The sequence below is a fragment of the Roseobacter sp. CCS2 genome, from assembly GCF_000169435.1.
Lineage (GTDB): Bacteria > Pseudomonadota > Alphaproteobacteria > Rhodobacterales > Rhodobacteraceae > Yoonia.
The window spans coordinates 103,594-129,732 of sequence record NZ_AAYB01000002.1; the positions used below are offsets into that span (position 1 = coordinate 103,594).

The window sequence follows — 26,139 nt, forward strand, 5'->3', positions numbered from 1 at the left end:
GCGACTGCGCCAATAGCTGCTGGTGGCGCAGACCTTTAGAACATACCGTTATCATTCGCACTGTGATCCGGCAGGATTTGCAGCACATCCCAGTGCTCAATGATTTTCCCGTCATGATCCAGCCGAAAGATGTCGATACCGGCATACTCCAGTCCTGCGGGCCAAATCTGGTGGCAGTGCAGGATCACGTGCTGTTCATCAGCAAACGCGCGTTTTATGTCGACGCGTTTGCAGGGATAGTCTTTGGCCATCTTTTCAAAATAGGCGATGAACGCGTCCTTGCCGTCGCCCACGTGTGGGTTGTGCTGGATGTACTCCGCGCCTGCATATATCGCGATTGCGTCGGCTGGGCGGCAGTCATTGAACATCATCTCATAGAACGCGATGACATTGGCTTTGTCGGTCTCAGGTGTTCGTGTCATGACGCTTCTTTCCTCATAGCAAGGCACTCTCTGTCCTACGACAGAGAGTGCCCGGTTGTTAGAATTTACCGTTGTCGTGCGGCATCTCCGCAGGGATTTCAGACACCGTATCCCAGTGTTCAACGATCTTGCCGCCATCAATGCGGAACAGATCGAAGAACGCGGTGGGTGTTTCGCCAATAGTCCCTTCGGATGCGGCAAACACGAAGTTGCCTTCGGCTACTACAATATGCGTTTCAGCATAGGCCATCGGCTGGCCTGCTTCGGCCATCGCAGTCAAAGCGGCCCCAAGACCATCCAGACCATCGCCCACCATCGGATTATGCTGAAGATAGAGGTCGGGCGAGATGTAGTCGGTGATCCGATCAGGTGCGGCGCCTTGCAACACGTCCGCGATAAACCCTTCGACAAGTGCTTTGTTGTCGGCTGTCAAATCAATATCGACCACCTCTGTTGGGCCATCGGTCATGGTCCGACCTGAAACGGTCTTGGCAGGCGGCACCTGAAGGTTATCCCAATGTTCGACCACTTGACCGTCCGCGACGCGGAACACATCAAAAGCCACAAAAATCTCGGACCCTAAGGCCTGCGCATTGTCATAGGTGTTGTGCAGCACAACCATGTCGCCCTCGGTGATGACCCGGTGTGTCGTCAGCGTGATCCCGCTTTCTTCCAACACAGGAATAAACCCAAGGATGGGATCAGCCCCGGTTGGCACGGCCACGTTGTGTTGGATGTAATCGGGCGCGAGCAGCCCCTGCGCCGTTTCGACATCGAAGTCGGTAAAGATTGCGGCCACTGCGGCCAATACGAGTTCCTGTGCGGTCATTTTGGTATTCCTTTCAACCATTGTGTATGCGTGATTCTTTAAGTATCAAATCTGCACTAGGTATCAATTACGCACTATTAAGGAACTAGGTATGCTCGAGGTAACCGCACTGACGAAAGAAGAGGCCGAAAGCTGTCCGGTTCGGCAGGTTTTGTCGAAAGTTACAGGCAAATGGCAGGTGCTGATCGTGCTGACCCTTGAAGATGGCACCCTAAGGTTCGGTGAGTTGAAGCGAACCATTGGTGACATCACACAGCGCGTTTTGACTGAAAACCTGCGCAGCCTTGAAAGGGACGGCTATTTGACACGGGAGGTAGACCCGGGACCACCCCTAGCCGTCCGCTATACTTTGACAGACATAGGTGAAGAGCTGCTACCGCTGCTTAAGGCCCTGACAGCCTGGGCGGCAAGTCGCCACAGCGATGTCGCAAGATCACGCAAGGCATTCGACAGCAGGGTCTAACAGTGACGCATCCGATTTCTGCCATTCAGGCATAGCGTAGCATCTGTCACCTCTTACGCAAACCGGCCGCACGCCTTTTGATCGTGGTTTCAATCCATCGCCCATATAGACGCCCGCCCCCTTTCCCTTGATCCACCCACAGGCTAAAGGGACGTATCTGAAACAAGGAGCAGCCAAATGGGCTATCGAATCGTCGTCGTGGGTGCCACTGGAAACGTGGGCCGCGAAATGTTGAATATTCTTGAAGAGCGGGCGTTCCCGGTTGACGAGCTTGCCGTGTTGGCCAGCCGGAAATCGTTGGGCACTGAAGTCAGCTTTGGCGAGAAAACATTGACGACGAAAGACCTTGATACCTTTGATTTCACGGGCTGGGATATGGCGCTGTTTGCTGTTGGTTCAGAAGCCACAAAGAAGTACGCACCGCAGGCCGCGAAAGCTGGGTGTGTCGTGATCGATAACTCTTCGCTTTATCGTTATGATGTGGATGTGCCGTTGATCGTGCCAGAGGTGAACCCGCAGGCGATCCATGGGTATGCCAAGAAAAACATCATTGCGAACCCCAATTGTTCGACCGCACAGATGGTTGTCGCGCTCAAGCCATTGCATGATCGCGCGACGGTTAAGCGTGTTGTCGTCAGCACGTATCAGTCTGTTTCCGGCGCTGGCAAAGGTGGCATTGATGAGCTGTGGGACCAGACAAAGTCGATGTATAACCCCACCGATGACAAACCCCCCAAGCAGTTCACCAAGCAGATCGCTTTTAACGTGATCCCGCATATTGATGCCTTCATGGACAGCGGTGAGACCAAGGAAGAGTGGAAGATGGTCGCGGAGACCAAAAAGATCGTTGATCCCAAGATCAAGGTGACCGCCACTTGTGTGCGCGTGCCGGTGTTTGTCGGCCACTCTGAGGCCGTGAATATCGAGTTTGAGGATTTCTTGGACGAGGATGAAGCGCGCGATATCCTGCGCGAGGCCCCCGGTGTCATGGTGATCGATAAGCGCGAAGATGGGGGGTATGTCACCCCTATTGAATGTGTCGGTGACTTTGCGACGTTCATCAGCCGGATCCGTCAGGACAGCACGATTGATAACGGTCTGAACCTGTGGTGCGTGTCTGACAACCTGCGCAAGGGTGCTGCATTGAACGCGGTCCAGATTGCAGAACTGCTGGGACGCGAGTGCCTGAAAAAGGGCTGATCGTGCCAAAAGATAATCAAGGGCGCCCTTTTGGGCGTCCTTTTTGTTTGCAGGTTTAGATTTGTCTGGTTGAGGCCCTGCATCTGTTGGCTTGCTGGTGCCGACACGGTATTCAAGCGGTTGGTGGCCCGCTATGCTGCCTGCAAAATGCAATTTCATTTCTTTTATGCTTTCTGAGAGGGCTCACCTATGGCGATTTTTGAGTTTGGCATTTGGTCGACCACCAATCTGCTGGGTGGCACACCGATTGGCACAGGCCAAACCAATGGTAATGCGCAAAATGGCGATACCTTTACGATTGGCACCGAGGACGCCCAGACGATCGTGGTCGATGATCAGGATGATGGCGTGTTCGAGGATAACACCAATCAAAATCAGTTTCTAAACGAGTCGCTGACGGTCAATGGTTTCACCTATCCGCCTGGAACACAGGTCCAGAACGAATTCATTATGCAAACCGATGTTCCTGATCCTGATGGTGGCTTTGTTCAGATTATCGTGCTGCGGTTTAACCCACCGGGGAACGGCAACAGTGATCTATCGACCACAGCCTATACGCTGACCGGGCCGATCCCGGAGGGCACGACCTTTGAAATCACCGGCGTAAGTAACAATGTAACCGGTGCCGGTGCCCCCCCTTATCCATCCTTTATCTGCTTTGCTGCCGGAACGATGGTTCAGACGGACACGCAAGAGGTGCCGATTGAAACGCTGGTGGCTGGTGATTTGGTCATGACCCTTGATCATGGGTTGCAGCCTGTCCGCTGGGTGGGCCTCCGATCTTTGAACCCGGCCGAACTGTCGCAAAACCCGCATTTGCGTCCGATCCGCATTGCGGCGGGTACATTCGCCGCAGGCGTGCCTGCGCGGGATTTGCTTGTGTCGCCGCAGCACCGCATCTTTGTGCGTTCAAAAATCGCGATGCGCATGTTTGACGAAACCGAGGTGTTGGTGCATGCCAAACACCTGTTGGACCTGCCGGGTGTTGCAGTCGCAGATGATTTGCAAGAGGTAACCTATGTGCATGCCATGTGCGATGATCACGAGATTATCTTGGCTGATGGCGCCTATGCCGAAACGCTTTACACCGGTACAGAGGCGATAAAAGTGTTAACCCCCGATGCCCGCGCAGAGATTGCCGAAGTGTTCGGAGAAGTCCCTTATCTAGAGCGATCCTTGGCGCGCCCATCCCCAAAAGGCCGGTTGTCGCGCAAGTTGGTCGAGCGTCATGTGAAGAACAACAAATCTTTGCTGCAAGAGCTTTAGAAACCCGCGGTTTACGCATGTGTGGTCGATCAGCCTGACCTAAAATCGGATGGTGCATTGGCACCGGTCCTTGCCTGGCGCGAGGCATGTTCGGAATTTATGGCGGCTTGGGTATGTTTCAGTTTGTCATTCTTCGTGAGGTGTCGTCGCGACGGAGCCAGCGCTGTCTTTCGTTGAACGCTCGTATCTGATCACAACAGGAGGACACGGATATGAAACGTTCTATTACGATGCTTGCACTGGCGACAGTCATTGCGCTTCCAGCCACGACGCTGCCTGCGGTCGCAGACAGCCACATCAACCTTGATCGCGTTGAAGATCGCATTGACCGCCGCGAAAGCCGCCGGGATGAACGCGTTGATCTTGGCCGGCGCGATGTCATTGAAGACCGGATTGACCGGGTGGAAAGCGTTCTGGACCGCAGGGGCATTGAAAACACCCCGCGTATTGATCGCCAGGAACGCCGCAGCTGGGTTCGTCGCTGGAACTAGCGGTGAGGGGCCCTGCGCGTTTCAACCCTGACAGGCGCGGGGCCTTTTTTTTGATGGGTTCAAAAAATATTTTCGCAACCGCCAAGGATCGTGTCCTGCCGTCCGTCAAAGCTTGTATAACGATGTGACATACTAGCAGGAGACCATTCATGTTTCGTCTATTTCTGACCACCAGCCTGATTGCGCTTGCCGCCCCATCCTTGGCTGACACTTTTACGGCTGAGGCGCGGGTGGATACCGTGACGATCTATCCCGGGCTTGCCACTGTGACCCGGCAGGTCACTTTGGATTTACCCGCAGGCCAGCACGAAATTATCGTGCCGGGGATGCCAGAGGGTTTGTCCACAGAGGGTCTGCGATTGGCCGCGCCTGCGGGCACGCAAGTGGGTGCTGTGAACCTTGCCTTTGACCGTTTGCCGGTGACCCCGGATCAAAGCGCACCAGAGGTTGTCGCGGCGCGTGACGAGGTGGAACGGCTGGAAGGCGTCTTGCGGGATCGTGCTGCCGAGATTGCCCAAATCAGGCTGCGTGTGCAGGCCGCCGAAGAACAGGTCGCGTTTTTGCAAAGCCTGTCACAGGCGAATGCAGGCGAGGCGCTGGGTGCTGCATCCATTGCGGATATTCAGGCATTGGCGCAAATGGTGGGGTCCGAAACTTTGGCCGTGCGCGAGACAGCTTTTGCGGCTGAGCAAGAAGCAAAGGCGGCCGAACTGGCCCGTCAGGATGATGTAGAGGCGTTGCAAGAGGCGCAGCAAGCATTGGCGGCTTTGTTGGCACCTGAAGAGGGTGGTGCTGTGCTGACCTTTACCCTGGCTGTCGCTGCTGCGGGTGAGGTGACAGTGGATGTCAGTTCAGTCGAAGGGTTTGCCAATTGGTCGCCTGTTTATGACATGCGTTTGACCACAGGCGATGATGCGGCGCTGGACGTGGACCGGGCTGTTGTGATCAGCCAGCAGACAGGGCAGGACTGGAACGACGTGCAGTTGATCTTGTCCACCGCACGCCCGGGCGAACAGATTGCGCCAAGTGGCGTTTGGGCGCCGTTGCGTCAGATCATCTCGGAAGAAGAGTTGGACCGGGAACGTGGCGCGGCGATGCTGTCTGACAGCATGCGAACGATGTCGCGATCCGTGGTCAGCGACTTTGCCGAAGAAGTGGCACAAGCACCGATGCCCATGACGGCGCAGGCCGATTTCAGTGGCGCGACGGTGACCTATGTCTATCCGGGCCCCGTTGATATTCGCAACGGTGTCGAGGATTTACGCTTGCCGCTGGATACCCTGAATTTTGAGGCAGACGTCTGGGCCGAGGCGGTGCCAAGCCGTGACCAGATTGCCTATCGGATGGCCGAGTTTACCAATGACACAGGCGAAGTAATGTTGCCCGGTCAGGCGCTGATCTTTGCCGATGGCACGATGATCGGCTTCAGCCAACTGCCGCTTTTGGCGGCCGGGGCGGATACCGAAATGGGCTTTGGTCCGCTTGATGGTCTGCGCCTGACACGTGCGATCCCCAACAAGACAACAGGTGATGTGGGTGTCTTTACCAGCGCCAATCAACTGACCGAACAGGCGATCATGACGGTTGAAAACCTGACCGGGCAGAATTGGGATGTGAAGCTGCGTGATGCGGTCCCCTATTCAGAGCAAGATGATCTGGAGGTAGCGTTTACTGCCAGCCCCGCCGTGACGCGCCGCAACCCTGATGGCTTGCGCGGTATTCTGGAATGGGATCTGGATGTCCCCGCGGGCGAAAAGCAAGAGGTGACGCTGGACTACACGCTGACATGGCCCAATGGATTTGTGCTGCGCTGATGCTGTAGCGCGCATCTGGGCGGGCTTTCATGGCCACGCCCGGATGCGCACTCCGGTTGCGCGGCACCGTCTTTAGGTTTTGTTCAACTGTATCAGGTCGCCCATGGCCCGGCAGGGACGACATATACTTTTGGTCAGATAGACATGCTGTCGTTTTCGCATGATAAATAGGGGCTTAATTGATAATACGGACGTCCTGACTTGACCGAATACACCACCCCAAGGGGCCTGGCAGAATTGATCCACAACTTGAAAGTGCCAGCGGTCGTTGCTGATGCTGCAATGGACGACTCGCCTTTGACGATTATCAATCCCGCTTTTTCCAAGATGACCGGATACACCAGCGCAGAGATGATCGGACGCAATTGCAGGTTTCTTCAGCCTGCGTCGGGGGCGGGTCCTGCAAAGGACCGTATCCGCGCATTTTTGGCAGATGAGGCGCGCGCGCAAGGTCAGTTTGTCATTGCAAACGAACGCAAGGACGGCAGCCGTTTTCTGAATTTGCTGCTTTTGACAAAGCTGACCCATCCTGATCGGGCGCCTCTTATTATCGGGTCTCAGTTTGATATTACCAGCCGTTCAACAAGGGAACTGGCGACTTATAACGCGTCACTGACCTACGATATGCGTTTGATTGAAAAGTTGGTCACAGAAGCCGGATGGCGGATGCCGCGTGCGGATAGCGCGATGGCCAACAGCCTGGAACGCATTGCCGAATTTGAATTGTGATCGCGATGACCCGTAGCGCCTTAGTGATCAAGAAAAGCCGCTAGCGCGCTGAGTACGCGATCTGACGCTTCTAGTTGTGGAAGATGCCCGACGCCAGCCAATGTCGCAAACCCGGCGTCTGGCATCAGATCATGCAACGCGTGCCCCCGGTCGACAGGAATCCATGGATCATCCGCGCCCCACAGGATTTGTACGGGGCAGCGCATTTTGCTAAATACTGGTTCGACCTCTGCGGTATAGCGTTCATCAGCTTGTGCGAACTGGCGGTAAAAACTGATACGCCCGTCTTCGGTCAGCCAAGGGGCGACCAGCGCCTCAACATCTTTGGGCGCAATATCAGAGATGAGCGCCCCTTGGATGTAGGCCCGCACCACGGCGGCATGGATATGCGGGGGCAGGCCGGTAAAGGCATCCACATGCCGCCCGACGTGATCAAAGAACGCTGACCCCCAAGGGCGCATCGCCACGACATTCATAAGCACAAGGCGGTCAAAGTTGCTGTCGTGTAGCAGATGCGCGCGCAGTGTCGTTGCACCCCCAAAGTCGTGCGCAATAACGCGTGGGCTATCAAGGGACCAGTGTTTCAGCATGAAGGCGAAGGTTTCGCCTTGAACATCAAGGCCTGTGCGTTGATCCGCCCCTTTTTCGGATTGTCCGTACCCCGGCATGTCATACCAATAGACGGTAAATTTTTGTGCCAAGGTCGGGATCAGCCGATGCCAACTATAGGATGACCACGGCCAGCCGTGCGCTAGCACAAGCGGCGGGCCGGAACCGGCCTGACCCCACGCAACGGTGCCAGCTGAGGTCGCGGTTGATTGGTCAAGCTTCCATGTCATAGCGATGTCCTATCTGATCACAGCCCAAGCACTACTGCAAACGTGTCGGGTTGTCTTGTCTGCGATAGCTGCGCAGATATGATGGCGTATGGTGGATCATGATCCACCATACATGCAGGACAGACAGTGATCTGAAAAAGGTGTACGCAGGATGACGCAGATCATGGAAGCTGAACCGCCCGGCACACGCACGCCAGCCGCAATGGAGCGCGCCCTTTTGCCAGACTATCTGCGCCTGATTGCGCTTTTTGGCATTGTGATCGTGAACGTCCAATACATTGCCTTTTCGGCGCTTGCAGGCATCGCGGATCAGGTCGCCCAATCCACTGCCGATGATATTACATTATTTCTGGTGCATGGTTTCGCGCTTTTGAAAACCTATGGGTTGTTTTCGTTCATATTTGGCGTGGGGTTGGGGTTTTTGATGCGTGCCGCTGACAGGCGGGGGCTGTCTTTTGGCAAGGTTTATCGCAACCGCATGCTTGGCTTGCTGCTGCTTGGCATGGCACATGGATTGCTGTTCTTTCCCGGCGATATTCTTGTGATTTATGCCATCACAGGATCAATTCTGTATCTGTTTCGGGATTGGTCCGCACGGCGCCTTGTCCGCCTCGGTGCCGTCTTGCTGGTTGTGCAGGCTGTCATCATCCCGGTGCTGGTTTTCATACCCGATGACACACCTGCCGAATTTCTTGATTTTGAGCGTACGGTGTTGGTGGAAGGTGGCTTTCTGGATACTGCGATTTTTCGCAGTTTTGGCTTTGCAATCACTTTGCCTGTTTTCCTGATATTTCAGGGGATCTCGGCTTTGGGGTGGTTTTGTCTGGGTCTGGCGGCTGTCAAATCGGGGATGATCGACAATGCCGCGCATCCTTTGTGGCGGCGTGCGCGGCGGGTGTGTTTGCTTCCCGGCGCCGCGCTTAGCTTGTTGGGGGCTGCGATGTGGCAATGGGGCGCGACCCTGTCTGGTGCGGCGCTGACCTTAAGCATCGCGCCTTTGGCGACACTGGGTTATCTGGGTCTGATCGCTGCGATTGCCCGCCCCCCGGGGCCTGTCATGCAGCGCGTCCTGCGCGCTGGCGGGTCCAGCCTGAGTATTTATCTTGGTCAATCCATCCTGTTGACGACCATTTTTTCGGGTTACGGGTTTGGTCTGTGGGAAGAGGTGGACAGGATGACGGCCACTTTGATCGCTATCGGGGTGACTTTGCTATTGATTGTGATGATTGCGATGTGGCGGCTTTGGTTCCGGCAGGGCCCGTTCGAGCTTTTGTTGCGCCGGATCACTTATGCCGGAACGGCCCGTTAGGGCTTTGGTCGCGTCACGAGAATTGCAGGATCACAGCGCTGTACCTGCGGGTTGGCATGGCTATCCCCGGCGCGCTGATTGTGGCACTTGGTTAAAGTACCAATCTACCAGATCAGCTTGAATAACGTCGCGCTCCACCAGTGTATCCAGTGCATAAAGCGCCAGATCATAACTTTGCATGATCGCATCGGCGATCACGGCGAGTTTTTTGAGCTGCACATCACTGAAACTGGCGATGTTGCGCATATCCCGGACAAAAAACGCATCCCCATCAACCGCTTGCGCGAACTGGTTCCGCCTGAGTTGCTTGCGAAAGCGGCGGGCCAGGCAGACATGCTTGAGCGATGCAAAGCGCAGAAATTCAAAGCCTTGCTTGATAAGTTCCGCTTCAAGCGCGCCATAACGTGGTTCGTCTTTGTAAATCGGAAACATCCGCACTTCGGTCTGGACGACCGTTGCTTCTGACAGTTTGCTGCGCCCGTGTTCGAGGATGCTGTGTTCGCTGCCTTGCACGTCGATTTTGAGGAAATCAACTTTTGGCACGGCATCCAGATCATCCAGCTTTTCGGTGCCAATAGGCGTCCGGCTCGTTTCTGTCAGCCCGCCTTGAAAGCCAAGGTGTGCGGCACTGTCGGGATCTGCCGCGAAGACAGAATTGAAACCCGGTTGCCGGAACCCGTGGAACATATGTTCTTGCCCATCGCCAAGGGCGCTTGGCAGATAGCATTCGGCATCTGATTTTTGCGCGTTCAAGGCCGCAAGCGCATCTGGTTGCGGTTCGAACCCGACAACCTCTGCCGCCCCTTGATCAAGAAGTTTTCGGTACGAAACCTCGCCTTCGATCAACGGGTTTGCGCCCACATCAAGGATGCGAACCGGCGCGCCGATGTCCAGTGCTGCGAAAAGCGGGTTCATTGGCGCACCTTTTTGTACCGCTTACATATTCGGATAGTTTGGTCCGTCCCCGCCTTGCGGCACTGTCCAGATGATGTTCTGGCTGGGGTCTTTGATATCGCAGGTTTTGCAGTGCACGCAGTTCTGGAAATTGATCTGGAACTTTGTGTCGTCCCCTTCACCAACGAATTCGTAGACACCTGCCGGGCAGTAGCGTGCGGATGGGCCCGCGTATTTTGGCAGGTTAACGTCCACAGGCACTGATGGGTCGATCAGGTGCAGGTGCGCGGGTTGGCTTTCTTCGTGATTGGTAAAGCTGAAGGATACGTTGGTCAGGCGGTCGAATGACAGTGTGCCGTCCGGTTTGGGATAGTCGATTTCTTTGTGCTTGCTGGCCTCTTCGGTCGCGTCGGCGTCGGATTTGCCGTGCGCCAATGTGCCCAGAAAACCGATCCCGAAGGTGTTCATCCACATGTCCATGCCGCCGATGCCAAGCGACGCCAGCAGCCCGTATTTGGACCACAGCGGTTTGACATTGCGCACTTTCTTGAGGTCTTCGCCGATCTCGCCTTTGCGCACGGCCTTGTCGTAGCCATCCAGCAGGTCGCCACCGAGCCCTATTTTGATGGCGTCAACCGCGACTTCAGCCGCCGCGATGCCGGACAGCATGGCATTATGGTTGCCCTTGATCCGCGGCACGTTGACCATGCCAGCCGCACAGCCCAGCAAAGCACCGCCGGGGAATTCAAGCTGTGGCATGGATTGATAACCGCCCTCGGAAATGGCGCGCGCGCCGTAGGCGACCCGCTTGCCGCCTTTCAGCAGTTCGGCCACCTGTGGGTGATGCTTGAACCGCTGGAATTCCATGTAGGGGAAGACATGCGGGTTTTTGTAGTTCAGGTGGACAACGAAGCCCACGTAGACCTGATTATTCTCAAGGTGGTAGATGAAGGACCCGCCGCCTGCGTTGCCTTCCAAAGGCCAGCCCATGGTGTGGGTCACGGTGCCCTCAGAATGCTTTTCCGGGTCGATTTCCCAGATTTCCTTCATGCCAAGGCCGTATTTTTGCACATCGGATTTGGCCGCAAGATCGTATTTCGCGATCACCTGTTTGGAGAGCGACCCGCGCACGCCTTCGCCCAAGAAGACGTACTTGCCGTGCAGTTCCATGCCGGGTTCATAGGATGGGCCGGGGGTGCCGTCAGGGTTTTTGCCAAACTCACCGGCGACCACGCCTTTAACCTCGCCGTTGTCGCCATAGACGACTTCGGAACAGGACATACCGGGGAAAATTTCAACGCCCATTTCCTCGGCTTGTTCGGCCATCCAGCGGCAGACATTGCCCATTGAGACGATGTAGTTGCCGTGGTTGTTCATCAGCGGCGGCATGACAAAGTTGGGGATGCGGATCTGCCCTGCCTCGCCCAGCATGTAAAAATTGTCTTCCTTTACAGGCACGTTCAGCGGTGCGCCTTTGTCTTTCCAGTCCGGGATCAGTTTGTTCAGGCCAACAGGATCAAGCACTGCACCAGACAGGATATGCGCGCCCACTTCTGACCCTTTTTCAAGGACCACGACGTTCAGATCAGCATCCAATTGTTTCAGCCGGATCGCAGCAGACAGACCTGCGGGGCCTGCACCAACGATCACTACATCGTATTCCATCGCTTCGCGTTCAATCTCGGCCATGTTGCATCCTCTAAACTCTGGGGGTGGCCCCCTTTTCATCAGTCGCGCCAAGCGTTACCTGATCAAGGATTAAGGGGCAATCAAGACACAACGTCAAAATGCGCGCACGCGACACCAAATCGCGGGATAGGCTTGACTTGGCGCGGCTCTAATAGACTATGAACGCTGGATTTATACTTTTTCCCCTCGGAGGGGTGTGACGATGGACAAGATACCACTGACCCAAGCTGGCTTTGACAAGCTGGATGCGGAGCTTAAGCACCTGAAAACGGTGGAACGCCCGGCGATTATCCGCGCGATCGCAGAGGCGCGCGAACATGGCGATCTGTCCGAGAATGCAGAGTACCATTCCGCCAAGGAAAAGCAGTCGTTCATCGAAGGCCGCGTGAAAGAATTGGAAGGCGTGATTTCGCTGGCCGATGTCATTGATCCGACCAAGCTGTCTGGCACCATTAAGTTTGGTGCGACTGTGGCATTGGTCGATGAAGATACGGACGAGGAAAAGACCTATCAGATCGTGGGCGAGTATGAAGCTGACATCGAAAACGGTAAGCTGAATATGAAATCGCCCTTATCGCGGGCCTTGATCGGGAAGGATGAAGGTGACAGCGTGGATGTGCGGACACCGGGTGGTGTGCGCAGCTACGAGATTTTGTCGATCGCTTATAAATAGGACGTGCGCAAAAGATGGCGCAGCAACCCACCACAAACAAAGCCCGCGAGGCAGAAGGGCTGACCCAAGGCGAAGCAATTGCAATTGCCTTTGCGGTAGGTTGGATGGTGGTGATCGGCATATTTTTCTGGCGGTCGATGTCGCAGGTTGGCCCCGATGGTGGTTTTTTCATTGGCCGGTGGGTGCTGGCGGTGATCGCGGTTTTTATTCCTGCTGCCTTGATCTGGATAGCGACCTTGCTGGCCCGTACTGCGCGTCACTTGCGCGAAGATCTATACGCGACCCAAGCCGAAGTATCACGCCTGAGCGGTGCTTTGGCCACGCAGCAAAGCAATGTGGCGGCCCCGGCGGGCCCAGCAATTTCGCCGCCGCAAAATGGTTCGACCGCCATTGAGGCAAGCCCATCTGGCTTTTCATCCCGGCGCGAGGTGTCCCGCCTGATCGTGCCGCGTGCGGCCCCGCAGGCCCCTGTGGACCAACCGACCCTTGCATTGGATACCCCGCCAGAAGACACCACCCCACCGGTCAACCGCCCTGATTTTATCATGGCTCTGAATTTCCCCGACGATGAAAATGACACCGAAGGGTTTGCCGCCCTGCGCCGCGCCTTGCGTGATCGTGGTGCGCGCAAACTGGTGCAGGCCAGTCAGGATGTGCTGACCCTATTGTCGCAGGACGGGATCTATATGGATGATTTGCGCCCACCGCCGGCCCCGGCTGATTTGTGGCGCAGTTTCGCCAAAGGTGCGCGGGGCAAATCGGTGGATCGTCTGGGCGGGATAAAGGAGCAGGCCTATCTGTCTTTGGTCAGCAAACGCACACGCGAAGATACGATCTTTCGGGATTCGGTGCATCATTTCCTGCGGTGCTTTGACCAGATGCTGGTCAGTTTCGAAGAACACGCGACCGATACTGATTTGCTGGAACTGGCCGAAACCCGGACGGCGCGTGCCTTTATGTTGCTGGGCCGGTCGACGGGGACGTTTGATTAAGCCCCATGTTGGAAATTTTCCTTCAAACGCTGCCATTCTTCATGATCATTGCTTTGGGTTATGGGTCTGGCGTGACGAAATTCTTCTCGGAAGAGGCGACGGCCTATCTGACGAAGTTCGTCTTTTATTTTGCGCTGTCGGCCATGTTATTCCGGTTTTCGGCAAACTTGTCGCTGGATGCGATCCTCGATTGGCAGTTTGTGATGGCGTATTTGAGCGCCACGACGGTTGTGTACCTTATCGCCATGCGCGCGGCGCGTCGGCGCCTGGTGCCGATGACAGAGGCGGCGGTTGAAGGCCAATGTGCCGTGATCGGCAACGTGGGGTTTCTGGGTATTCCGATGCTTGTGCTGCTGCTGGGCGAAGGCGCTGTTGGCCCGGTGATGATGGTGCTGGCTGTCGATCTGATCGTCTTTGGCAGCTTGATAGTGATCCTGATCACAGGGTCGCGCGATGGCCGTATGTCGCCCAAGATTTTGTGGACGGTGGCCGTTGGCCTGATCAAGAACCCGATGATCGTGTCGATTTCGCTGGGTCTGGTTGTGTCTGCAAATAATCTGACGATCCCCGGCCCCGTGAATGATTTTCTGGCCTTGTTGGGCGCTGCGGCGACCCCCGGGGCGCTGTTTGCGATTGGCGCATCTTTGGCCAGCAAATCGGCGGAACGCGTTGCCGTTGCGGGCTGGTTGTCGTTTTGCAAACTGGTGCTGCACCCGGCGGCTGTGGCGGTTGCAGCGCTTTTTATCTTTGACGTTGATCCTTATGCTGCCGGTGTGATGATTGCCGCCGCTGCCCTGCCTGTGGCGGGCAATGTATATATTCTGGCGCAACACTATGGCGTTGCCCCGACCCGCGTATCTGCCGCGATCTTGCTATCGACAGCGGCGAGCGTCGTGACCGTGTCGCTGATCATTGCGTGGGTGACAACGTTCTGAACCTGCGCTAGCCCTTGGAGAAACGAAAGGGTGCGCGCATGGAAACGATATCTGAAAATCGCTGTTACGGTGGAACGCAGGGCGTTTACAAACATGCCTCAAAGGCTTGTTCCTGTGATATGACCTTTGCGGTGTTTTTACCCGAAGAGGCCGCCCATGGTCCGGTCCCTATGCTGTGGTTTTTGTCCGGTCTGACCTGCACCCATGAGAACGCGATGACGAAGGCGGGCGCGCAGGCCTGGGCTGCTGAGCAGGGGATTGCTTTGGTGTATCCTGATACCTCGCCGCGGGGCGATGATGTGCCAAATGATGAGGCCTATGATCTGGGGCAAGGTGCGGGTTTTTATATTGATGCGACGCAGGCCCCTTGGGATCAGCATTTCAAGATGTGGACTTATGTGACCGATGAATTGCCCGCGCTGTTGGCCGCGAATTTCCCGTTGGATATGTCGCGCCAATCCATCGCGGGCCATTCCATGGGTGGTCATGGTGCGCTGACGATGGCGATGGCTTTGCCGGGGCGGTTTAAGTCCGTGTCTGCTTTCGCGCCAATTTGTCATCCGACCGCAAGCGATTGGGGCCGCAAACAGTTTGCCGCCTATTGGGGGGATGAGGCGAACTGGGGTCCGCATGACGCGACCTTGTTGATGCAGGACGCAGGCTTTGATGGTCCTGTGTTGATTGACACGGGCACCGATGATCAGTTTGGCGATTTGTTGGGGACCGAACATTTGGCCCAAGCCATGGCTGCCAAGCGGCAGGAAGGCCAAGTCCGGTTGCAAAAGGGCTATGACCATTCGTATTTCTTTATCGCGACCTTCATGGAAGATCATGTCGCCTTTCATGCAGAGGCGCTTTACGCGTGATCTATGTGGACGCCGATGCCTGCCCGGTGAAGGCCGAGGTGGAACGGGTTGGCACGCGGCATAAGCTGCGCATGTTTGTGGTGTCGAATGGCGGCATTCGCCCGTCGCCCAATCCGTTTGTGGAAACTGTGGTGGTGCCCGATGGCCCTGACGTGGCCGATATGTGGATTGCAGATCGGGCAACCAACGGTGATGTGGTGATCACGGGTGATATCCCGCTGGCCGCGCGCTGCATCGAGAACGGTGCGCTGGTGCTGAAACATAATGGCGAGGCGCTGACGCAGGCCAATATCGGCAATGTGCTGGCGACCCGTGATTTGATGACCGATATGCGCGCCGCTGATCCGTTCCGGCAAGGCGGCGGCAAGCCGTTTAGCAAAGCAGACAGGGCGCGGTTTCTGGATGGGCTGGAACGGGCTGTGCGCGCGGCGGCAAAGCTATGACGCAGATGTCCAACGCCAAGCTTGGCGCGATTTGTGCGACGTTTGCAGTGACCTTTTTTGCCATCAATGATGTGGCGATCAAGTTTCTGAGCGGGGGTTATGCGCTGCATCAGGTGGTGCTGATCCGGTCGGTCATTGGGTTGCTGATTATCGTTTGTGTGATTGCGCCTATGACGACAGGCCGGGCGCTGGCGCGTACCAAGAAGCTGAAAATGCACATGTTTCGCGGGCTGTGCGTTGTCTTTGCCAATATGACCTTCTTTCTGGGGTTGGCAGCGATGTCTTTGGCCGATGCGGTGGCGATTTTCTTTATCAGCCCGCTGGTGATCACGCTGTTTTCGGTTCTGTTTCTGGGTGAAGTTGTGGGGCCAAGGCGCTGGGCCGCGATTGGCGTGGGGTTCATTGGGGTTCTGGTGATGATGCGCCCCGGCACGGCGTCATTTCAGGTGGCATCGCTTCTACCATTGGCGGCCGCGTTTTTCTATGCGGCGATCCATATCACCACCCGCCGGATTGGCGGGACCGAGAGTGCGGCGACGATGGCGTTTTATATCCAACTGATGTTCATCATCGTGGGGGTTTCCTTTGGTTTGATCGTGGGCGATGGCCGGTTTGGCGATCAGTCTGATCCATCGCTGGCGTTCCTGTTCCGCGCATGGAGCTGGCCTGTGGTAGCGGATTATCCTGTTTTCCTGATTATCGGTGTGGGGATCGGGCTGGGCGGTTATCTGATTTCTCAGGCGTACCGCGTCGCCGAGGCATCCTATGTAGCGCCGTTTGAATATCTGGCGCTGCCGATGTCGGTTATCTTCGGCATGGTGATTTTTGGCGAATTTCCCGATGCATGGGATTATCTGGGTATGGTGCTGATCCTTGGGGCAGGGCTATTCACGATCTGGCGCGAGGCGCAGGTCAAGCCGGGTGCTTTACAGCGGCCTTTGCGGCGTTAGGGTTCGGATCAGTTAGAGATAGGAGTGGTTATGGGCATTCAGGCCGTTGTGTTTGATATCGGAAACGTGCTGATCGAATGGCAGCCGGAACGGTTTTTTGATGGTGTCATCGGCGCAGACCGCCGCCGTGCGATGTTTGCCGCCATTGACCTGCACGGGATCAATGATGAGGTCGATCGCGGCGGGAATTTCCATGACACGATTGTCGCTGCGGCCAAGGCGAACCCTGATTGGCATGATGAGGTGATGATGTGGCACGACCGCTGGATCGAGATGGCGGCCCCGGCGATTGACCATTCAGTCCGATTGTTGCGGGCGTTGCGTGGCGCGGGTGTGCCTGTCTTTGCGCTGACGAATTTTGGTATTCAGACATTTGAAATTGCCGAACCTGTTTATCCGTTCTTGGACGAATTCGACCGCCGTTATATCTCGGGCCATATGGGGGTGATCAAGCCGGAGGCTGATATCTACCAAATGGTCGAGGATGATTGCGGGGTGCCGCCCGGTGGCCTGCTGTTTGCCGATGACCGGATTGACAATATTCATGTGGCGGCTGCGCGTGGTTGGCAAACGCATTTGTTTGAAGGGCCACAGGGCTGGGCTGACAGGTTGGTGGCCGAAGGGTTGCTAGGCAAAGAGGCGGCAGCATGACCGTGCTGATCCCCTTTGAGGAAGGCCAAAGGAACCTTGATTGGCTGGCGCTGACAGATGCATTGGCGGCAGGGCATGACGGGCCCAAGGCGGATGTGGCCGATGTGTTTCTTTATGAGGGTGACAATACACTGCTGAACCGTTCGGCCTGGATCGCGGGGCTGGGATTGGCAGTGAAATGCGCGACGATCTTTCCTGGCAACAAAGCCGCCGGCAAGCCTGCGATTGGCGGGGCTGTGAACCTGTTTTCAGGGCGCGATGGGACGCTGGAGGCGATTTTAGATTTCGCTTTGGTGACCAAGTGGAAGACGGCGGGCGATAGTCTGTTGGCGGCCCGGCGCTTGGCGCGGCCAGATAGCAAAAATATCCTGATTGTGGGGGCCGGGACCGTTGGGCATTCGCTGCGCGAGGCTTATGGTGCGGCTTTTCCGCAGGTGCAGTTTACGGTCTGGAACCGGTCGCAGGCAGGGGCAGAGGCACTGCAAGCGGCCTTTCCGGATATTGCAATCGCGGACGATTTGGAAACGGCGGTGAAAGGTGCCGATATGATTACATCGGCCACGATGACAACCGAACCGCTTATCAAAGGGGCGTGGTTGCAGCCCGGCCAGCATGTGGATCTGATTGGCGCTTATCGCCCGGACATGCGCGAGGTGGATGATAAGGCGTTGCAACGCGCGCGTGTTTTTGTGGACAGTCGTGAGACCACGATCGGACATATAGGTGAGTTGAAAATCCCCATCGCGTCAGGCGCATTTGATGCTGATGACGTGGTTGCCGATTACTATCAGCTAAATCGCTTCAAACGCCATAATCCCGCCGAGATTACCCTGTTTAAGAACGGCGGTGGCGCGCATCTGGATTTGATGACGGCCAGGTACATACTGGAAGCCTGGTCTGGTTCAGTCTAAGAGGCGCAAATTGTTTGCGTGAAAGGCTTTTCTTTTGTTGGTGTGGTTCTTGGTACCTGTGGCGATTGTTGTTGCGGCATATGTCGCGGCGCGCCCTTTCATCGTTGAACGCAGCCGTCCGGCCATTGGTCCGTCCGAGCGTCATGGAGCCAAAGGCGAATTCATTCAGCTTTCGCAGGGTGTCACCCATTGCCGGTGGGCCGGGTCGGCCCGGGGACCGGTGGCTGTGGTCGTGCATGGCGTGGCATCGCCCATGATCTCAATGGAGGCGGTGGCCGATGGGTTGGGTAAACTGGGCTATCGCGTTTTGATGTATGATCTTTACGGGCGTGGTTTGTCTGATGCTCCGGCAGGCAAACAGGATCGTGCGTTTTTCCTGCGACAACTATCCGATCTTTGCGCCTATCATGGGCTGACAGAAGAACTGACGATTGCAGGTTTTTCCATGGGCGGCAGCATCGCGACAGCCTTTGCGACGGAATATCCCCATAGCGTCAATCGGGTTATTTTGATTGCCAGCGCTGGTGTCAAAATCAACGAAAGCCGCTTTTCGCGGTTTTGCCGCCGGGTGCCCGGTTTGGGTGATTGGGCGCATGCGATGTTTGGCCATAAACGCATCCGCAACGCGATCCCTGCGCAGGGTGCAACCCGTGATGTTGATGCCGTCCTGCAAGCCCAACGTAATGAGTTGAACCGCCGCGGTTATCTGCCTGCCATTCTGTCCAGCCGCCGGGGTATGCTGGCGGAAAATCTGGAAGACGACCATCGCAAGCTGTTCCGGCAAGGGATTTCGGTTACGGCGATTTGGGGCGGCGCGGACCCGATCATACCTTTGCGTGCGGTGGGTGAATTGGGTTTGTGGAACCGCGATGCCCGTCAAGAAGTGATCGCCGGGGCAGACCATGGTTTGCCCTATACCCACGGCAAGGAATTGGCTAATGCGTTGCGTGCAACACTGCGTGGCTGACAGGCCCTGCTTTTCATTGCGCAGACTGCGCGCTATCCCAATCAGATGACAGTACAAGAGGCATATCAGCAGGCGGTCGCGGCAGGCACACTTCATGCCGATGATGCGCAGCTTGCCGTGTTACCAGAGTTGGAGCGCGTGCGCGCTGCTTTGGCAGAACCCGTCAAACGTGGTGGGTTTTTTCGCAAAGCCCCTGACGCCATTCCCGGCCTTTATATGTGGGGAGGGGTTGGTCGTGGTAAATCCATGCTGATGGATTTGCTGTATGATTTGGTTGATGCCCCAAAACAGCGCCGCCATTTTCATGCCTTCATGCAATGGGTTCATGCTGAGATGACGCAGGCGCGCAAGCGTGGTGTCGATGATGCATTGGCCCCTGTGGCAGCAAAACTGGCTGATGAGGTTCGTTTTCTGGCGTTTGATGAAATGCAGATTTCCGACATCACCGATGCGATGCTGGTGGGCCGGTTGTTCGAGGCTTTGTTTGCGCGTGGCGTTGTTGTGGTCACCACCTCGAACCGCCCGCCTGATGATCTTTATAAGGATGGGTTGAACCGTCAGCTGTTCACACCGTTCATCGCACTTTTGAAAGAAAAGATGGTCGTGCATGAGTTGGCAAGCGACACTGACTATCGTCAGGATCGGCTGGCCGGCACACCAAGCTATTTTACCCCAGTTGATCAGGCCGCGCGGCAGGCGATTGCAGATATCTGGGCACACCTGAGCAACGGAAAATCGGAACCTTTGGTCTTGCATGTGAAGGGACGTCAGGTCGAATTGCCCGATTTTCACAACGGGGTGGCCAAGGCAAAGTTCTTTGATTTGTGCGGGCGGCCTTTGGGGGCTGGCGATTATCTGGCACTGGCCGAGGCGGTACGCGTTCTGATCCTTGAGGATATCCCGGCGCTGTCGCGGCACAATTTTAATGAAGCCAAGCGGTTTGTGACGCTGATTGATGCGCTGTATGAGGCGCGCGTTCAGTTGATCTGTTCGGCAGCCGCCCCGCCAGAGATGCTTTATGTTGAAGGCACCGGAACGTTTGAGTTTGAACGCACGGCAAGTCGATTGCGCGAAATGCAGTCGGCCGATTGGGCAGCTTAGGCCGAAGGCGGATAGGTTTTGCCGCAGTATAAAAACGTCCAAAATGCTGCGCGGTATGTGGTGAATTTTTGGTATACGCCAATCACCAACATCCCGCGCAGCATCTACATGTGTTTTCAGGTCGTGTTTTCTGTCAACAGGTTACAGTGCGACTAGTTTCCCATGCATGTCTGTATTTCCTGCGCACGGTTTGCCCGCTTTTCGGCCAATTCGCGTGTCGTATCTGCGATAACCTGTCGTTCAAAGTCCGGGTCAATCCGAATTCTTTCGCCCCCCTGTGAAACAAGCTGGTAGTAACACAGGTAACGGCGATCATTTCCGTCCAGATCTGGGGCGATACAGCGTGCGGTCCGGAACTCTGGGTCGGTATTCACTTCCGACAAATTCAGACTTCGCATGGACTCGACTTCGATCCCTCTGGCGTACCCTCGTTCGAGGTTATTTTCTGCAAATGAGATATCGTTTTTCATACCCTGTATATTGTTGTCGAATGTAAATTCACAAATCTTGTTCCCAAGACCGCATGCAGAAAGAGTGACGAGCGCTGAGGCGAGTAGATATTTTTTCATTGGGAGCTTTCGGAGTATTTTTGTTGGGTTCATAATAGACGTAAGATGTTGATAAGATGTCATTATTTATCCTGTTGGTTTGTGAGGTTTCTACGATCAGCGATCTATTCGGGGTGTGTTCTCCGGCAGGCGGCAACCCGTTGATTTATAATGGGCTGTAGCCTGTTCTGCTCTGCACGCCCGGCAGCTAATTCCCGTCGGGCTGCGCTGATATTGACGGGCACTTTCTTTTCATAGGTTTCTTCAATCCACGCCCAACACGGATCATTCTCGCGGGCAAAGATATTTTCGCAATTTTCGTTGCTGCGTTTGTAACGTGTGGCGTCTTCCAGGCGGTAGCCCCGATCAATATCGCTGGCCAATCTATCCAGCTTCGCGGTCTCCCGGTTATGGAGATAGGTCACGTCGTCTATGCACCGCTCCAGAGGGGAGGCGCAGGCGGTCAAGACAGCCATAGGCAGCAAAAGTAAGGCGTTTCGCATTGTTGTTCCTTGTCGTCTATTTGTGTGGCAATCACGCTATCCGCCATCCAAGCAAGCAGCGCGTCATGGCGGCCTGCCTGAACAGCGAAAGCGTTATTGTTACTGACGTATCGAAAGTTCTTTTGCGCCATCTCTGGAGAAATGTTCGTTTTGTCCGACAAGGCCGGGGTTTGCCTGTTCACATTTTGCAAATTCGCGCGCGACAAAGACTTCTGTGTCGGCTCTGGTTTCGCCACCAAGACGTTCGATGAAGCGCTCGCGGAGGCGGCGCTCACTGCGCATGGAAATCGGCACTCTTTCATTTCCTGCGCCAAGAAGAACTTCGCAGTTGAACTCTGCGATTGTACCGTCTGGCGCTACACTCTGGCATCTGCTGCGCCATGCCAATTCGTCAGCGCCAAGGAATTCAGAGGCGTTCATTTCGCCCACCCCATATCCACGCCGGAGGTTGCGTTCGGTCACCTGCACTTGCTTTTCAAGATCGAGCCCTTCGAAGAATACATCGCGCTTGCACTCATCGAGTGGTGTCCAAGAACAGGCCGCAAGGGCCAGAAATGGCAAAGCCAAAAGGGGTTTTCGCATGAGGGTCTCCACTTATTGCGGCAGGCCATAGCCGCCGCTTATGCATTTGTTGTTTAAAATGTTTGAGATGGAACTGATGAAACTACAGGTGATTTTGGCGCTTTGAGCTTTTTCGGTGTTTGTAAAAAATCTTAAACAGCGCACACACTTACGTTCACATTGTCGTGAATAAACAATGCGACCCCTCAGCAGGGCAAGTGCAGGTAGGGTGATATTCGTATTCGTGACAAATTTGTAACAATTATCACGAACGGCCCATGTTTGCCGGTCTAAACTGACAGGCGTGCATCGCCTTAGATCGTTTTGAATGTGCCCGATTTCGGATCGTAGGATTCTAGGCTGCCCTCGCCGATGTCATTCCAAAGCCCGTGGATGGACAGCGCTTCGCTTTCTACGGCATCCTTTACGAAAGGGAATGTCATCAGGTTTTCCAATGAGATCACGACAGATGCTTTTTCAAGGGCTTGTTTGCGCGATGCGTCGTCGCCTTCGGGCAAATCTGCAAAGCCCGGACGCAGGATATCCATCCAACGGCCCACAAAGCTGCTGGCCTCTTCCAGTTCGGGGGCGTTGCCGGAACACATGTTATAGCACCCTTCAACACCGCCGCAGCCGGAATGACCCAGCACGATAAGATGCGCCACCTTCAGGCCGCGGATCGCGTATTCAACAGCCGCCGACGTGCCATGGTGATGCCCGTCGGGGTTAAATGGCGGCACCAGATTGGCGATGTTGCGGTGAATGAAAAACTCGCCCTGATCCGCCCCAAAGATCGAGGTGACATGCACCCGACTGTCACAGCAGGAGATGACCATGGAGCGCGGATGCTGCCCATCTTCGGCCAGCCTGCGATACCAGCCCCGGTTTTCTGTATAGATCGTCGCTTTCCAGCCGTGATAGCGGTTAACCAGATAGGCGGGCAGGGGGCGTGCGTGCTGCATGGCGGTGTCTTTCGTTGCTTCTGCACAGATACGTCGCATTTTCGAGAATTTCGAGAGATTTTTCGTGCCGGTCTCAACCTTCTGGGAACCTTGTTTTCCTAAAACCACTTTCATGAAAAATATCACACCGTTCCCAGCCTCCGATACAGATGCTTCAACAGATGTTGTGGTTCTGTCCTGCCATCATCAAATGCACTTTGATCCGGCGCCCCTGTCACGGCTTTTTGCCGAGCGTAGCATGCATGACGCCGAAGAAATCGTGTGCCGTATGTTGGAAGACATCGCCATGCGGCTGGATATGCTGCAACGCGCGATGGCTGAACATACCTTTGACACCATGGAACGGCCTGCGCGCCGTATCGGGGCCATCGCCGACCAGATGGGCCTGACCGAGGTCGCGGTTGCTGTGGGTCATGTGCTGAACTGTCTGGCGCAAGAAGACGGCATCGGATTGGATGCAACGATGGCGCGGCTTGAGCGCGGTTTCGATGTTGCAGTGTCCGAGGTGTGGGAGTTTCGGGATTTGTAGCGACGCGTTCTTCACCTTGCGGCGAGCGGATGGCTGGTTCAGATTGCGACCTGAACCAAACCAAAGGGATACACAATGCCGCTGGCTTTTGCCGAACCGACCGACGCCGCCATTCCACTTCATGTTGTTGCGGGGGACGCTGTTGATGCGGCACTTGCCCGTCTAACCGCCGAAGGCCGGGCGTGGGCGAAGGCGCAAGGGTTTTCGGGCGCGCTGGGCCAGATATTGACCGTGCCAGACGCGCAGGGCGATCTGGCGCAAGTGCTGGTCGGTTTCGGCACCCCGGATAAACGCGCGCGCAATCGGTTTCACATGGGTGCAGTGGCGCGAAAGCTGCCAGAGGGGACCTATGAGATCGCCAGCGGATTAAAGGGCGATGATCTAGAGGAGGCCGCCCTTGCGTGGCTTTTGGCCGGTTACAGCTATGACCGCTACGTCAAGCCATCTGACCTAATTGCCGGGTTGGCAGCCCCGGAGCAGGTTGACGCCGCCCGCATTGCCATCATCGCCAATGGCGAGGCGCTGACCCGCGAGTTGATCAACACCCCCGCCTCTGACATGGGTCCGGATGAGTTGGAGGAAGCGGCGCGCACGCTGGCAGTGACGCATGATGCCGGTGTGAATGTGACAACAGGTGATGACCTGATCACCAGCAATTTCCCGATGATCCACACCGTGGGCCGTGCATCGACCCGCGCCCCCCGCCTGATTGACATCCGATGGGGTCACACGGGCCCGCAGCTGACGCTGGTGGGCAAGGGTGTGTGTTTTGATACCGGCGGTTTGAATATCAAACCGGGGAGTTCGATGGGGCTGATGAAGAAAGACATGGGCGGCGCGGCCACTGTCCTTGGTCTGGCCCATATGATCATGGCGCTGGAACTACCGGTGCGATTGCGTGTGCTGATCCCGGCGGTCGAGAATAGTATTGATGGCAACGCCTTTCGCCCGCAGGACATTCTGACATCGCGTAAAGGCCTGACTGTTGAGATTAACAACACAGATGCCGAAGGGCGGTTGGTGCTGGCCGATGCGTTGACCCTGTCGGATGAGGATGATCCGGCGCTGGTGATTTCGATGGCGACGCTGACGGGGGCTGCGCGTGTCGCGGTTGGCCCCGATATCGCACCGTTTTATACCGATGATGATGGCCATGCCGATGCGGTGGCCAAGGCCGCGCGCAAGGTCGCTGATCCGGTGTGGCGGATGCCGTTTCATGAACCTTACGAGGCGATGATCGAGCCGGGGATTGCTGATTTGGATAACGCGCCCAAGGGTGGGTTTGCGGGGTCGATTACCGCTGCTTTGTTCCTGCGCCGCTTTGTTGAAAGCCCTTACATGCACTTTGACATTTATGGCTGGCAGCCCAGTTCTGCGCCGTCCCGCCCCCGCGGTGGGGTTGGCATGGGTGCCCGCGCCATACTTGAGGCGCTGCCAGAGATGTTGAAGCTGTGAGCGACCGCCGCCTGACACCTGCCAACGGCCGCGTCGCAGCGATGCATTTGGCCGGATCGGTAGAGGCGGAGCGCTATGTTGATGGCCAGCCTGCCATGGTGGCTTCCCCCGTTGTGGACCTGTGTGCCCGCCCGGATGGATCGCGCGACCGGCAGTTGTTGATGGGGGCAGAGGTTTCGGTGTTTGAGGACCGCGACGGATGGTCCTTTGTGCAGGCCGCGGATGAGTATGTAGGATATGTCCGCAGTGGTGTTTTGGGTCAGGTCGCTGCACCGTCGCATGCGGTGGCGACGATTGCGACCCATGCGTATCAGGGCGACGATTTCAAATCGCCTGATTTGCATCATCTGCCCTTTGGGGCGCGTGTCACTGTGTTGGATGAACGCTGCCGGTTCTATGAGACCAATGTGGGGTTTGTGCCCAAGAAGCATTTGCGCGGGCTGGATCGCCCTTTCACTGACCCTGCAACGGTCATGCAGCTGTTTTTTGGTGTACCCTATTTGTGGGGTGGCAATTCGGCCCTGGGGATTGATTGTTCTGGTCTCATTGCGGCGGGGTTATCGGCCTGTGGTATCGCGTGTCCTGCGGACAGTGACATGCAATGCGCTGAATTGGGTCAGCCCTTTGAAGGGGATTATCAGCGCGGCGATCTGATTTTCTGGAATGGGCACGTTGGTATGATGGTGGATGTGGACACGTTGCTACACGCCAATGCACATCATATGGCAACGGTATATGAACCAATTGGGCAGGCGATCCTGCGGATTGAAGCACAGGGCGATGGCCCGGTGATTGCGCAAAGACGGCTTTAATCCACCGCGCGGATCAGCTTGCGTTCCAGCACCCGCAAGACCTGCCGCAGGTCGTTGCCGCGTTTCAGGGTCTGCCCATCCATCCCGATCACTGCGTATTGCCCTTGTTTCAGCCGCAGCTTGGGACGTTTTTCAATCTTGTAAAGCGGGTTCTCTGCCGTCCGCCGAAACACCGAGAATATGGCAACATCGCGGAGATGCGACATGCCGTAGTCGCGCCATTCCCCTGCGGCGACCATGCGCCCATAAAGGCTGAGAATCACATTAAGCTCTTTGCGGTGGAACGCGACCTGTTCAGGCGCATGAAATGGGGAGGTTGGCTGAAACGTCATACT

At 56.0% G+C, this 26,139-nt stretch carries 30 protein-coding genes; 20 read left to right on the forward strand and 10 right to left on the reverse strand.

Features of this window, described 5'->3' with window-relative positions; genetic code table 11:
• Positions 1 to 35: 35 nt before the first annotated feature.
• Positions 36 to 422, reverse strand: coding sequence for a nuclear transport factor 2 family protein (locus tag RCCS2_RS07055; protein WP_008232730.1), 387 nt, complete (start codon positions 420 to 422; stop codon positions 36 to 38).
• Between the two features lie 58 nt (positions 423 to 480).
• A complete protein-coding gene (locus tag RCCS2_RS07060; RefSeq protein WP_037293694.1) occupies positions 481 to 1,251 on the reverse strand; it encodes a nuclear transport factor 2 family protein in 771 nt (256 codons plus the stop codon).
• A 91-nt stretch (positions 1,252 to 1,342) separates the two neighbouring features.
• On the opposite strand from RCCS2_RS07060, the gene RCCS2_RS07065 reads away from it, so the two are divergent.
• The 6 genes from RCCS2_RS07065 (at position 1,343) to RCCS2_RS07090 (ending at position 7,214) form a co-directional block, all read left to right on the forward strand.
• The gene (locus RCCS2_RS07065) at positions 1,343 to 1,714 is read left to right on the forward strand and encodes a winged helix-turn-helix transcriptional regulator (protein WP_008232732.1); all 372 of its coding nucleotides are present in this window, start codon (positions 1,343 to 1,345) and stop codon (positions 1,712 to 1,714) included.
• A gap of 177 nt (positions 1,715 to 1,891) precedes the next feature.
• Positions 1,892 to 2,914 (forward strand): aspartate-semialdehyde dehydrogenase, encoded by a 1,023-nt coding sequence (locus RCCS2_RS07070; RefSeq protein ID WP_008232733.1) that lies wholly within the window; start codon positions 1,892 to 1,894, stop codon positions 2,912 to 2,914.
• A gap of 189 nt (positions 2,915 to 3,103) precedes the next feature.
• Entirely contained in the window at positions 3,104 to 4,180 is a 1,077-nt protein-coding gene (locus RCCS2_RS07075; protein WP_008232734.1) for a Hint domain-containing protein, read from the forward strand.
• 212 nt (positions 4,181 to 4,392) lie between these two features.
• Positions 4,393 to 4,671, forward strand: a complete 279-nt coding sequence (locus RCCS2_RS07080; protein WP_008232735.1) for a hypothetical protein — start codon at positions 4,393 to 4,395, stop codon at positions 4,669 to 4,671.
• Between the two features lie 149 nt (positions 4,672 to 4,820).
• Complete coding sequence (locus RCCS2_RS07085) at positions 4,821 to 6,485, forward strand: DUF4139 domain-containing protein (protein ID WP_008232736.1); 1,665 nt, start codon at positions 4,821 to 4,823, stop codon at positions 6,483 to 6,485.
• Between the two features lie 237 nt (positions 6,486 to 6,722).
• On the forward strand, positions 6,723 to 7,214 hold the full coding sequence (locus RCCS2_RS07090; RefSeq protein WP_037293699.1) for a PAS domain-containing protein: 492 nt from the start codon (positions 6,723 to 6,725) through the stop codon (positions 7,212 to 7,214).
• A gap of 20 nt (positions 7,215 to 7,234) precedes the next feature.
• Here the strand turns inward: RCCS2_RS07090 and RCCS2_RS07095 are convergent, their stop codons facing one another.
• A complete protein-coding gene (locus tag RCCS2_RS07095) occupies positions 7,235 to 8,053 on the reverse strand; it encodes an alpha/beta fold hydrolase (RefSeq protein ID WP_008232738.1) in 819 nt (272 codons plus the stop codon).
• 151 nt (positions 8,054 to 8,204) lie between these two features.
• On the opposite strand from RCCS2_RS07095, the gene RCCS2_RS07100 reads away from it, so the two are divergent.
• Positions 8,205 to 9,362 carry a DUF418 domain-containing protein gene (locus RCCS2_RS07100; RefSeq protein ID WP_008232739.1) on the forward strand — a complete coding sequence of 386 codons (1,158 nt, stop codon included), beginning with the start codon at positions 8,205 to 8,207 and terminating at the stop codon, positions 9,360 to 9,362.
• A gap of 60 nt (positions 9,363 to 9,422) precedes the next feature.
• On the opposite strand, the gene RCCS2_RS07105 is transcribed toward RCCS2_RS07100, so the two are convergent.
• Together RCCS2_RS07105 and RCCS2_RS07110 are read right to left on the reverse strand one after the other, a co-directional pair.
• Positions 9,423 to 10,277, reverse strand: a complete 855-nt coding sequence (locus RCCS2_RS07105) for an FkbM family methyltransferase (protein ID WP_008232740.1) — start codon at positions 10,275 to 10,277, stop codon at positions 9,423 to 9,425.
• A gap of 21 nt (positions 10,278 to 10,298) precedes the next feature.
• On the reverse strand, positions 10,299 to 11,945 hold the full coding sequence (locus RCCS2_RS07110; RefSeq protein WP_008232741.1) for an electron transfer flavoprotein-ubiquinone oxidoreductase: 1,647 nt from the start codon (positions 11,943 to 11,945) through the stop codon (positions 10,299 to 10,301).
• A gap of 202 nt (positions 11,946 to 12,147) precedes the next feature.
• Between RCCS2_RS07110 and greA the strand changes: the two genes are divergently transcribed.
• Genes greA through zapE form a run of 10 tightly spaced genes read left to right on the forward strand, consistent with a single transcriptional unit; the run spans position 12,148 to position 20,434 of the window.
• Complete coding sequence (greA, locus tag RCCS2_RS07115; RefSeq protein ID WP_008232742.1) at positions 12,148 to 12,618, forward strand: transcription elongation factor GreA; 471 nt, start codon at positions 12,148 to 12,150, stop codon at positions 12,616 to 12,618.
• A 14-nt stretch (positions 12,619 to 12,632) separates the two neighbouring features.
• Entirely contained in the window at positions 12,633 to 13,610 is a 978-nt protein-coding gene (locus tag RCCS2_RS07120) for a hypothetical protein (protein ID WP_008232743.1), read from the forward strand.
• A 5-nt stretch (positions 13,611 to 13,615) separates the two neighbouring features.
• Complete coding sequence (locus RCCS2_RS07125; RefSeq protein WP_008232744.1) at positions 13,616 to 14,545, forward strand: AEC family transporter; 930 nt, start codon at positions 13,616 to 13,618, stop codon at positions 14,543 to 14,545.
• 38 nt (positions 14,546 to 14,583) lie between these two features.
• The gene (gene fghA / locus RCCS2_RS07130; protein WP_008232745.1) at positions 14,584 to 15,411 is read left to right on the forward strand and encodes an S-formylglutathione hydrolase; all 828 of its coding nucleotides are present in this window, start codon (positions 14,584 to 14,586) and stop codon (positions 15,409 to 15,411) included.
• Complete coding sequence (locus RCCS2_RS07135) at positions 15,408 to 15,854, forward strand: YaiI/YqxD family protein (RefSeq protein WP_008232746.1); 447 nt, start codon at positions 15,408 to 15,410, stop codon at positions 15,852 to 15,854. Before fghA ends, RCCS2_RS07135 begins: the two co-directional genes overlap by 4 nt.
• Positions 15,851 to 16,804, forward strand: a complete 954-nt coding sequence (locus RCCS2_RS07140; protein ID WP_008232747.1) for a DMT family transporter — start codon at positions 15,851 to 15,853, stop codon at positions 16,802 to 16,804. Before RCCS2_RS07135 ends, RCCS2_RS07140 begins: the two co-directional genes overlap by 4 nt.
• 30 nt (positions 16,805 to 16,834) lie before the next feature.
• Positions 16,835 to 17,455 (forward strand): HAD family hydrolase, encoded by a 621-nt coding sequence (locus tag RCCS2_RS07145; protein ID WP_008232748.1) that lies wholly within the window; start codon positions 16,835 to 16,837, stop codon positions 17,453 to 17,455.
• Positions 17,452 to 18,366, forward strand: a complete 915-nt coding sequence (locus RCCS2_RS07150; RefSeq protein ID WP_008232749.1) for an ornithine cyclodeaminase family protein — start codon at positions 17,452 to 17,454, stop codon at positions 18,364 to 18,366. Before RCCS2_RS07145 ends, RCCS2_RS07150 begins: the two co-directional genes overlap by 4 nt.
• A 40-nt stretch (positions 18,367 to 18,406) precedes the next feature.
• Positions 18,407 to 19,333, forward strand: a complete 927-nt coding sequence (locus tag RCCS2_RS07155) for an alpha/beta fold hydrolase (protein WP_156788475.1) — start codon at positions 18,407 to 18,409, stop codon at positions 19,331 to 19,333.
• A gap of 45 nt (positions 19,334 to 19,378) precedes the next feature.
• Positions 19,379 to 20,434 (forward strand): cell division protein ZapE, encoded by a 1,056-nt coding sequence (gene zapE / locus RCCS2_RS07160; protein WP_008232752.1) that lies wholly within the window; start codon positions 19,379 to 19,381, stop codon positions 20,432 to 20,434.
• Between the two features lie 152 nt (positions 20,435 to 20,586).
• Here the strand turns inward: zapE and RCCS2_RS07165 are convergent, their stop codons facing one another.
• The 4 genes from RCCS2_RS07165 to RCCS2_RS07180 form a co-directional block, all read right to left on the reverse strand.
• The gene (locus RCCS2_RS07165; RefSeq protein ID WP_008232755.1) at positions 20,587 to 21,003 is read right to left on the reverse strand and encodes a hypothetical protein; all 417 of its coding nucleotides are present in this window, start codon (positions 21,001 to 21,003) and stop codon (positions 20,587 to 20,589) included.
• A gap of 104 nt (positions 21,004 to 21,107) precedes the next feature.
• Positions 21,108 to 21,485 carry a hypothetical protein gene (locus RCCS2_RS07170; RefSeq protein WP_037293702.1) on the reverse strand — a complete coding sequence of 126 codons (378 nt, stop codon included), beginning with the start codon at positions 21,483 to 21,485 and terminating at the stop codon, positions 21,108 to 21,110.
• Between the two features lie 99 nt (positions 21,486 to 21,584).
• Positions 21,585 to 22,067: a hypothetical protein gene (locus RCCS2_RS07175; protein WP_008232760.1), complete on the reverse strand. Its 483-nt coding sequence runs from the start codon at positions 22,065 to 22,067 to the stop codon at positions 21,585 to 21,587.
• A 293-nt stretch (positions 22,068 to 22,360) separates the two neighbouring features.
• Complete coding sequence (locus RCCS2_RS07180; RefSeq protein ID WP_037293704.1) at positions 22,361 to 23,008, reverse strand: carbonic anhydrase; 648 nt, start codon at positions 23,006 to 23,008, stop codon at positions 22,361 to 22,363.
• A 112-nt stretch (positions 23,009 to 23,120) separates the two neighbouring features.
• On the opposite strand from RCCS2_RS07180, the gene RCCS2_RS07185 reads away from it, so the two are divergent.
• From RCCS2_RS07185 to RCCS2_RS07195, 3 genes are all read left to right on the forward strand, one after another.
• Positions 23,121 to 23,537 carry a hypothetical protein gene (locus RCCS2_RS07185; RefSeq protein WP_008232770.1) on the forward strand — a complete coding sequence of 139 codons (417 nt, stop codon included), beginning with the start codon at positions 23,121 to 23,123 and terminating at the stop codon, positions 23,535 to 23,537.
• Between the two features lie 75 nt (positions 23,538 to 23,612).
• Entirely contained in the window at positions 23,613 to 24,992 is a 1,380-nt protein-coding gene (locus RCCS2_RS07190) for a leucyl aminopeptidase family protein (protein WP_008232773.1), read from the forward strand.
• On the forward strand, positions 24,989 to 25,804 hold the full coding sequence (locus RCCS2_RS07195) for a C40 family peptidase (RefSeq protein WP_008232775.1): 816 nt from the start codon (positions 24,989 to 24,991) through the stop codon (positions 25,802 to 25,804). The genes RCCS2_RS07190 and RCCS2_RS07195 overlap by 4 nt, the downstream gene beginning before the upstream one ends.
• Here the strand turns inward: RCCS2_RS07195 and RCCS2_RS07200 are convergent.
• On the reverse strand, positions 25,801 to 26,136 hold the full coding sequence (locus RCCS2_RS07200; protein ID WP_008232777.1) for a DUF2794 domain-containing protein: 336 nt from the start codon (positions 26,134 to 26,136) through the stop codon (positions 25,801 to 25,803). The genes RCCS2_RS07195 and RCCS2_RS07200 overlap by 4 nt on opposite strands.
• Positions 26,137 to 26,139: the final 3 nt, after the last annotated feature.